At 49.6% G+C, this 8,597-nt stretch carries 9 protein-coding genes; all 9 read left to right on the plus strand.

The features are described from left to right. The first annotated feature begins 55 nt into the window (after nucleotides 1-55). Genes ahaH through VN429_RS08815 form a run of 9 tightly spaced genes read left to right on the plus strand, consistent with a single transcriptional unit; the run spans nucleotide 56 to nucleotide 8,347 of the window. Nucleotides 56-385, plus strand: coding sequence for an ATP synthase archaeal subunit H (gene ahaH, locus VN429_RS08775; protein WP_109967858.1), 330 nt, complete (start codon nucleotides 56-58; stop codon nucleotides 383-385). Beyond that, the gene (locus VN429_RS08780; RefSeq protein ID WP_325632250.1) at nucleotides 372-2,354 is read left to right on the plus strand and encodes a V-type ATP synthase subunit I; all 1,983 of its coding nucleotides are present in this window, start codon (nucleotides 372-374) and stop codon (nucleotides 2,352-2,354) included. The genes ahaH and VN429_RS08780 overlap by 14 nt, the downstream gene beginning before the upstream one ends. 18 nt (nucleotides 2,355-2,372) lie before the next feature. Further along, the gene (locus tag VN429_RS08785) at nucleotides 2,373-2,630 is read left to right on the plus strand and encodes an ATPase (protein ID WP_109967860.1); all 258 of its coding nucleotides are present in this window, start codon (nucleotides 2,373-2,375) and stop codon (nucleotides 2,628-2,630) included. A gap of 13 nt (nucleotides 2,631-2,643) precedes the next feature. Next, on the plus strand, nucleotides 2,644-3,219 hold the full coding sequence (locus tag VN429_RS08790) for a V-type ATP synthase subunit E family protein (RefSeq protein WP_325632253.1): 576 nt from the start codon (nucleotides 2,644-2,646) through the stop codon (nucleotides 3,217-3,219). Nucleotides 3,220-3,236: 17 nt separating this feature from the next. Beyond that, on the plus strand, nucleotides 3,237-4,292 hold the full coding sequence (locus VN429_RS08795) for a V-type ATP synthase subunit C (protein WP_325632255.1): 1,056 nt from the start codon (nucleotides 3,237-3,239) through the stop codon (nucleotides 4,290-4,292). A gap of 1 nt (nucleotide 4,293) precedes the next feature. Beyond that, nucleotides 4,294-4,596 (plus strand): V-type ATP synthase subunit F, encoded by a 303-nt coding sequence (locus VN429_RS08800; protein WP_325632257.1) that lies wholly within the window; start codon nucleotides 4,294-4,296, stop codon nucleotides 4,594-4,596. Further along, nucleotides 4,587-6,335 carry an ATP synthase subunit A gene (locus tag VN429_RS08805; protein ID WP_325632260.1) on the plus strand — a complete coding sequence of 583 codons (1,749 nt, stop codon included), beginning with the start codon at nucleotides 4,587-4,589 and terminating at the stop codon, nucleotides 6,333-6,335. The genes VN429_RS08800 and VN429_RS08805 overlap by 10 nt, the downstream gene beginning before the upstream one ends. Continuing rightward, nucleotides 6,335-7,717, plus strand: a complete 1,383-nt coding sequence (locus tag VN429_RS08810; protein ID WP_325632262.1) for a V-type ATP synthase subunit B — start codon at nucleotides 6,335-6,337, stop codon at nucleotides 7,715-7,717. The genes VN429_RS08805 and VN429_RS08810 overlap by 1 nt, the downstream gene beginning before the upstream one ends. A gap of 6 nt (nucleotides 7,718-7,723) precedes the next feature. Next, the gene (locus VN429_RS08815) at nucleotides 7,724-8,347 is read left to right on the plus strand and encodes a V-type ATP synthase subunit D (RefSeq protein WP_325632264.1); all 624 of its coding nucleotides are present in this window, start codon (nucleotides 7,724-7,726) and stop codon (nucleotides 8,345-8,347) included. Nucleotides 8,348-8,597: the final 250 nt, after the last annotated feature.

Genomic DNA, 8,597 nt, shown 5'->3' on the forward strand with positions numbered 1-8,597 from the left:
CATATACTGATCTCTGTCCACTTTATAGTTGTACCATCAATGAGAGGAGGGTTGGATGAAAATTGAGGTCCTGAAGGATATCAAGAACGCAGAAGAAGACTATAAAAAGATGATTTCGCAGGCACAGGAGAGGCGCAAGTCTCTGATTGCCAGTGCCGAGCTGGAAGCTGATAACCTGATCCACAAGGCTCAGGAAGATGCGGAAGAGTTTAAGAAACAGCAGATTGCTGATGCCCGTAAAGAAGCTGAAATGCGGCATGCCAGAATTATCAGTGACGGAAAGGCAGAAGCAGTAGCTCTCGAAAGCAGGGGACGGCAGAACCTCGCGAAGGCCGTGGATCTGCTTGTTACACGCTTCAAGGAGCAACTTAATGTTTCAGCCTAAACAGATGAGCAAGTTGCTCATCGTCGCATCTAAACAGCAACTAGAACCGATCGTAACCGAACTGTACCGCATGAACATCTTCCATATCGATGACTATGTCGAGAAAGGAGATGATCAGTGGGAAGGGTTTAAGATCGGTATGCCGCTGAAAGGAGCTGACACCATCTCATCAAGTCTTGTGAAGATCAGATCGATTGCCAGTGCATTCGGAATCGGATCTGAACAGCTTGATGATGTGGCCAAAGCTAAAGTCCAGGCACTCAAGCAAAGCATTGAAAAGGATCTTCCAGCCATAGCAGACGAAGTCGAACATCTTCTCTCCCAGCGATCCAAGCTCGAGGCTTCAATCAAGGAGTACGAGCAAAAGATCGAGGCACTTAGGCCATTTACTGATGCTCCATTTCCGATGGAACTGCTTACAGGGTATGACTCAATCAGTTGCATCGCCGGAACGGTAAAGAGTAAACCGGTTATCAGTGTTTCTCACGAATTATGGGAGAATCAGCAGAAAAACGGGATGTTCATCACCATCGTAGTAAGAAATGAAGATCTTGCTGCTGTGGAGAAAAGCCTTCTTGATCTGCAGCTGCAGAAAGTGACAATTCCTGCAGAAACTGGTTCCGCATCTGCTTTAATCGCTGATTATGAGCAGAAGATAGCCGGGATTCACACGGAAATCGAACAAATTTCTGCACAAATGGCAACAATCAGGGAAAAGCATCAATATTTCCTGATGTCGTCGGAAGAACTTCTCACTGCTGATATTGAGCAGGCAGAGGCACCACTCAGGTTTGCAACTACCGACCTCGCTTTTGCGGTTGTCGGCTGGGTTCCAACCGAACAGGTGACCAAAGTCTATGAAACCCTGGATCGAGTCTGCGCCGGAAAGGTATATACTACCGAACTCGAGGTCGAGGACTATAATGATGGTCCACCTGTCGAGTATAACAATCCGGACTTTTCACACCCAACAGAACTCTTCATGGATATCTATTCACGTCCGAAGTACACCGAGGTTGACCCGACTCTTTTGATGTCGATAGTTTACCCGATTATGTTCGGTCTGATCCTTGGAGATGTAGGGTATGGTCTTATCCTGCTCGCAATGAGCTTTGGACTTCGATCAATGGTGAAAGGAAGCGAAGCAGGCAATCAGCTCATGAATGTCCTGCGTAACTGTAGTATCAGCAGTATCATCTTTGGTGTAATTTTCTCTGAATTCTTTGGGTTCTCCTTACCCTGGGGACCGCTTTGGTTCTCACGCCATATTCCGATCGGGGTAACTACCGAAGGAGCTCATCATGCATCTGCCATTCCGCAGCTGCTCGTGGTCTCAATCTGGATTGGCATTCTGCATATCACCCTGGGTAGAATCTGGGGAGCCCTGAATGCTTCAAGGATGGAACACGGACACCACAAATCCCTGAAGATGTACGCAAACATCGGATGGATCCTGGTTATGTGGGGAATCATCGTCCTTATCTGGTCTAAATTCCCGATTATGCTTATGCCAGACCTGACTAAAATGCCTGAACTCGCAGGAGGTCTCAACGTGGCCACCATTGCAGGGGCAGTCATGCTTGTTCTTGGTCTTGTCTTAATCGCACGGGAGAATGCACTGGATCTGATGGAAGTTCCGACAATCATCAGTCACGTGCTCTCATATACGCGTCTTATTGCGGTCGGTCTCTCCTCGGTTGCTATCGCACTGGTCACAAACTTCATCTCGATCGGTCTGATAATCAACCCGCAGCTGGCGAACCTGACCCCGGTAGGAGTCGTGCTCATCATCGTGGGGGTTGTCGTTTTCCTCTTCGGTCATGCACTCAATACCGCACTTGGTATCCTGGGTGGCGGACTGCATCCCCTTCGTCTTCACTACGTAGAATTCTTTACCAAATTCTACCGCGGTGGAGGAAAGAAATACAATCCGTTTGGAATGATTAGAAAACTAACAGAACAAAACTAGATTATTGGAGATTTAAATATGGCAGCAGAAGCAGTAGCAGTAGAAGTTGCAGCAGCAACAGCATCGGCAGCAGGACTCAAGGCAGTAGGTGCAGGTCTCGCAGTAGGCCTTGCAGGTGTAGGTTCAGGTCTTGGTGAGATGGGAATCGGAGCAGCAGCAATGGGAGCAGTCGCAGAGAACAAGGATATGTTCGGTCTGGCCCTCCTCTTTACCGTGCTTCCAGAAACCATTGTCATCTTCGGTCTTGTCGTGGCACTCCTGCTCATGTTCCAGTGAGTGAGGATAGATCATGGGACTGGATGCAGTCATTGCAGAGATCAAAGAGAAAGGACGGGCAGAGTCTGAGGTAATCAACAGGGAAGCCGACGCAAAGAAGGTCGAACTCCTGAATGTTGCCCAGCAGAAGGCAGAGACAGTCAAGGCAGCAGTACGGGAAGAGACTGGGAAAACCACGTCTCAAATCATTACCCAGGAAGAAGCTGCAGGTCACCTTGTTGTAAAACGCCAGATCCTCAATGCTCAGAAGGAGCTGATGGACGAGGTATACAAACAGGCACTTGACAAGATAGAAGCCATGCCCGATTCCTTTCACAAAGGTGCCATCTCATCACTTCTGCGCAAAGCTATGACAGAGATTCCAAAAGGAACTGTCAGCTGCTGCGCCCGGGATGAAAAAGCATTGAAAGATATTCTGAAAGAGTCAGAATTCAGTGCTTTCACCTTTGGAAACGTAGTAGGTATCGATGGTGGTGTCATCGTCGAGAGCACAGACGGTCAACTTCAGGTAGACTTCAGTTACCATACCTTTATGAGCCAGGTATGGGAGTCAGGACTTAAAGACGCGTCAGACATTCTCTTCGCATAAACTCAGGGGGATAAAAAATGGTTCAGAACACGGGCGGTCCGGCACCATACATCTATGTCAGCACCAGGCTGCGTGTACGGAAAGCCAAACTGCTCGCCCCTGAGGAATACCAGCGTATGCTCAATATGAGCCTGCCTGAGATCATCCGCCTGATCGGGGAGACTGAGTACCAGAAAGAAGTGGACGAACTGGGAACATCCTTCGAAGGGATCGATCTCATTGAGGTCGCTCTCTCATGGAACCTGGCCAAAGAGTACCAGCGGGTCATTGACCTCGCTCCCGGTGCACTAAAGGAGTTCACGATGGCCTACCTCCGTCGCTGGGACATTTACAATGTCCTGACCATCCTCCGCGGTAAGATGCAGGGGATGAAGGAAGGCAAGATCAAAGAGGTGCTCATCCCTGCCGGCAGTCTTGACAAGGTTATTCTCGATCGGGTTCTCGGCGAAGAATCATGCGAGCGGGTTGCAGACGCCCTGAAAGGGTGGAAGATGTACCCAACTCTTGCTGCAGGAATCCAGGAGGGATGTGCAGCAGGTTCATTTGCCAAACTCGAGAATGATCTCTACAAGCAGTTATACGCTGATCTTCTCACCATCGCACGTCGCGGAGTGAAAGGAGGAAGTCAGTTCCTCAAGTTTGTCCAGCTGGAGATTGATGTAAAGAACATCAAGACTCTCTTCAGGATGCGGGGAGACGGGTATGAAGAGGATGCAAGAGAGTTCTTCATCCCAGGATCGACCTTTACACCTGAAGAACTTCAGCAGATGAACCAGATGGGTAGCAGAAATGAGGTTATTGATGCCATTGTAGGCAGAATAAAATCGGTTTCCTTACTTGCTGCCCTGGAGGAGCTGAGAAGCGAAAAGTCAGAGCAGGAGGTCGACGCAGAACTGACCAAAACCCAGCTCGACCATATGGAGCAGCTCTCCAAGATCAATCCGTTCTCCATTCATCCGATTCTGGTGTACCTTGAGAAGAAGAAGTATGAAGTCTTCAACCTGCGGGCAATAGCTCGTGGTAAGGAGTCCAGACTTGCAGGTGATACTATCGCGAAATACCTGGTGATCTGATATGGAGATCGCGGTTATCGGTAATAGTGAGTTCATCCTCGGGTTCAGGCTTGCAGGGATCACCAAGACCTATGCTGCCGAGTCTGATGAGAAGGTTGTTGAGCAGGTTCACAAGGTTTTAGATGACAATACCGTGGGAATCCTTGTTCTTAACAGCGGCGATATGGCAAAAATACCACCGAGGCTCCGGACAACCCTGGAAAATTCAGTTCACCCAACGGTTATTACCCTGGGCGAACAGGAAGGGGGGCTGTCTATGCGGGAGAGAATTAAACGATCAGTGGGTGTAGATCTGTGGAAGTAAAACGCAACAAGGGTGTTTTAAAGAGGATTGCAGGACCTGTGGTCACTGCAATCAATCTCGACGCCCACATGTATGATGTGGTAAAGGTCGGGAACGAGCAGTTGATGGGGGAGGTCATCAAGATCAAGGGTGATAATGTAATCATTCAGGTCTACGAGGATACTTCAGGCATCAGACCCGGAGAGCCGGTTGAGAATACAAACCTGCCACTCTCTGTAGAACTCGGACCCGGTCTTCTTACCAGCATTTACGATGGTATCCAGCGTCCTCTCGAATTCCTCTTCGAGAAGATGGGTAGTTTCATTGAGCGTGGTGTCAATGCACCAGGGCTTTCCCATGATAAGAAGTGGGAGTTCAAGCCGGTTGTCAAGGCCGGCGATGCTGTGAAAGCCGGAACCATCATCGGAACTGTTCAGGAGACCAACATCGTTCACAAGGTCATGATCCCTCCACGTTCCGAAGGTGGAAAGATCAAGGATATCAAGAGCGGTTCATTCACCATCGACGAGGTTGTCTGTGTCCTTGAAAATGGCGAAGAGATCACGATGCTTCAGAAGTGGCCGGTCCGGGTACCCCGTCCGGTTACCGAGAAGTTGAATCCTGACATTCCACTGATCACCGGTCTGCGTATTCTTGATGGTCTCTTCCCAGTAGCAAAGGGTGGAACTGCCGCAATTCCGGGTCCATTCGGATCAGGAAAGACCGTTACCCAGCAGTCACTGGCCAAATGGTCTGACGCTGAGATCGTGGTATACATCGGATGCGGAGAACGTGGCAACGAGATGACCGAGGTTCTTACCGAGTTCCCTGAACTCGAAGACCCGAAGACCGGTCGGCCACTCATGGAGAGGACAGTGCTTATCGCAAACACCTCTAACATGCCAGTGGCAGCCCGTGAAGCATCCGTTTACACAGGGATCACCATTGCGGAATACTTCCGTGACATGGGGTACGATGTCTCCCTGATGGCAGATTCAACCTCCCGGTGGGCAGAAGCAATGCGTGAAATTTCCTCACGTCTTGAAGAGATGCCTGGTGAAGAAGGATATCCTGCATACCTTGCAGCACGTCTTTCAGAGTTCTATGAGCGTGCAGGCCGTGTCAACACCCTGAACAAGGACATGGGATCCATCACCGTTATCGGTGCAGTTTCCCCGCCTGGTGGAGACTTTTCAGAGCCTGTTACCCAGAACACTCTGCGTATCGTGAAGTGTTTCTGGGCACTGGATGCCAAGCTCTCCCAGCGTCGTCACTTCCCGGCTATCAACTGGTTGCAATCCTACTCCCTGTACCTGGACACCCTTGGACCCTACTACGACGAGAAGGTTTCACCAGAGTGGAACCCGCTTCGTACCTGGGCAATGGAAGTCCTTCAGAAGGAAGCAGAACTGCAGGAGATCGTTCAGCTCGTCGGATCAGATGCACTGCCAGATGAGCAGCAGATCACCATTGAAGTCGCACGTATGCTCCGTGAAATATTCCTCCAGCAGAATGCGTACGACCCAGTGGATACCTACTGTGAGATGACAAAGCAGTTTGATATGTTGAAGGCAATCCGCTTCTACTCTGACCAGGCTAACACCGCCCTGAAAGCAGGTGTTGTAATCACCCAGATTACCGGTCTGAAGTCAAAGTCGGACCTTCCACAGATCAAGTACATCAAGGAATACAAGCCTGAGATCGAGAAGATCGTCAAGGGTATGGAAACAGAATTCACCAAACTCAGGGAGGCAGCCTGATGAAGGAATACCGAACGATCTCCCAGATTGCCGGTCCATTGGTCTTTGTCGAAAAGACAGAGCCTATCGGATACCAGGAACTGGTTAACATCGTTCTCTCTGACGGAACTGAGAAACGTGGTCAGGTTCTTGATACCTCTGACGATATTGTCGTTGTTCAGGTCTTCGAGTCCACCACCGGTATCGGAAAGGACAGCGGTGTCAGGTTCACCGGCGAGACGATCAAGATGCCGGTGGGCAAGGATATGCTTGGCCGTATCCTCTCCGGTGCAGGAAAACCAAAAGACGGCGGTCCTGAGATCGTCCCAGAGAAGCGGCTCGAGATTACTGGAGCTGCAATCAACCCATGGGCACGTGCATCACCACGTCAGTTTATCCAGACCGGTATCTCAACCATTGATCTGACAAACACACTCGTTCGTGGTCAGAAACTTCCAATCTTCTCGGGAGCAGGTCTGCCACACAACGAGATTGCACTGCAGATCGCCCGTCAGGCAAAGGTGCCAGGATCTGATGAAGAGTTCGCAGTCGTGTTCGCTGCAATGGGTATCACCAAGGAAGAAGAGAACCAGTTCATGGCTGAGTTCGAGCGGACCGGTGCCCTTGAGCACGCCGTGGTTTTCCTGAACCTTGCAGATGATCCGGCTGTTGAGCGTATCATCACACCACGTCTCGCACTGACCACCGCAGAGTACCTCGCATTCGAGCTTGGATACCATGTGCTGGTTATCCTGACCGATATGACCAACTACTGTGAAGCACTGCGTCAGATCGGTGCAGCACGTGAAGAAGTGCCAGGTCGTCGTGGATATCCGGGATACATGTACACTGATCTCGCATCCCTGTACGAGCGTGCCGGTATCATCAAGGGCAAGAAAGGATCTGTGACCCAACTCTCAATCCTGACAATGCCTGGTGACGATATCACCCACCCGATCCCTGACCTCTCCGGGTATATCACCGAAGGGCAGATCGTGGTTAACCGTGATCTCCACCGCAAGGGTATTTACCCACCGATCAACGTTCTTCCATCCCTTTCCCGTCTGATGAACCTCGGTATCGGAAAAGGATTCACTCGTGAAGACCACAAGAAGGTTTCAGACCAGCTGTATGCAGGATATGCAGAAGGTATGGACCTTCGTGGTCTCGTGGCAATCGTCGGGAAGGATGCACTCTCAGAGCGTGACCGTGGATTCCTTGACTTTGCTGATGCTTTCGAGAAGCGATTCGTCAGACAGGGCAAGGATGAAGACCGGACGATCGAGGACTCCCTTGACCTCGGCTGGGACCTCCTCAAAGATATGGCAGAAGAACAGCTCGGCCGTATCGACCGTGAGACGATCCAGAAGTATCATCCCAAGTACCGCAAAAAGGCGGAGTGAGCCTCCATGGCAGACATCAAGCCGACCCGATCTGAGTTCATTGACACCAAGCGGAAGATCAAACTCTCCCAGAATGGGTACAAGATCCTCAAGATGAAGCGTGATGGGCTGATCATGGAGTTCTTTAAAATTCTGGAACAGGCACGGGACACTCGTGGTGCACTGATGACAAACTATCAGCGTGCCCAGGAGATGATGGCAATCGCAAACACGATTGAGGGTTCAATTGGTGTGAAGGCTGCTGCATTTTCTGTCCGTGAAAATCCTGAGATCACTCTGAAGAGCAAAAACATCATGGGTGTCGTGGTTCCGCAGATCGAATCCACCCAGGTCCGCAAAGGGATTGCAGACCGTGGGTATGGTGTTATCGGAACCACCCCTGTTATTGATGATACTGCAAAAGCCTTTGAGGAACTCGTTGAAGCGATTATCAAAAGCGCTGAGATAGAGACGACAATGAAAAGGCTCCTCAATGAGATAGAGAGTACCAAACGCCGGGTTAATGCTCTGGAGTTTAAGGTTATTCCAAATCTTATTTCAACGAGGGATTTTATTAAGATGCGTCTTGATGAGATGGAGAGGGAAGAACTCTTCAGGCTCAAAAAGATAAAGGCAAGAACCCAGGCTTAATCAAGAAATAAAAGGTCCATATTTTTATGGGCCAGGTATGATGGAAAGTCCCATTATACCGTTTTTTTACGACCCATGATTGAGTATTAATTTATCCCCTGTTCTTGAAAATTCAGCCCAAACTGTATGTATTTAGACTGAATTTTAGCGAAATTGCGAAAACCGGAGATCTACCCCCTATTTTAAAATCTGAACCAGAATATTAAAGATTTATCGCAACGATATGCCCCTAAAATTTTCGTTTTGATAG

Origin of the sequence: Methanospirillum sp., assembly GCF_035560735.1 — an archaeon.
Taxonomy (GTDB): domain Archaea; phylum Halobacteriota; class Methanomicrobia; order Methanomicrobiales; family Methanospirillaceae; genus Methanospirillum.

Bases quoted from the DNA above. Each gene is read 5' to 3' on its own strand.
- VN429_RS08790 (WP_325632253.1), top strand. From the start codon at position 2,644: ATGGGACTGGATGCAGTCATTGCAGAGATCAAAGAGAAAGGACGGGCA.
- VN429_RS08780 (WP_325632250.1), top strand. From the start codon at position 372: ATGTTTCAGCCTAAACAGATGAGCAAGTTGCTCATCGTCGCATCTAAA.
- VN429_RS08800 (WP_325632257.1), top strand. From the start codon at position 4,294: ATGGAGATCGCGGTTATCGGTAATAGTGAGTTCATCCTCGGGTTCAGG.
- VN429_RS08795 (WP_325632255.1), top strand. From the start codon at position 3,237: ATGGTTCAGAACACGGGCGGTCCGGCACCATACATCTATGTCAGCACC.
- ahaH (WP_109967858.1), top strand. From the start codon at position 56: ATGAAAATTGAGGTCCTGAAGGATATCAAGAACGCAGAAGAAGACTAT.
- VN429_RS08785 (WP_109967860.1), top strand. From the start codon at position 2,373: ATGGCAGCAGAAGCAGTAGCAGTAGAAGTTGCAGCAGCAACAGCATCG.
- VN429_RS08815 (WP_325632264.1), top strand. From the start codon at position 7,724: ATGGCAGACATCAAGCCGACCCGATCTGAGTTCATTGACACCAAGCGG.
- VN429_RS08810 (WP_325632262.1), top strand. From the start codon at position 6,335: ATGAAGGAATACCGAACGATCTCCCAGATTGCCGGTCCATTGGTCTTT.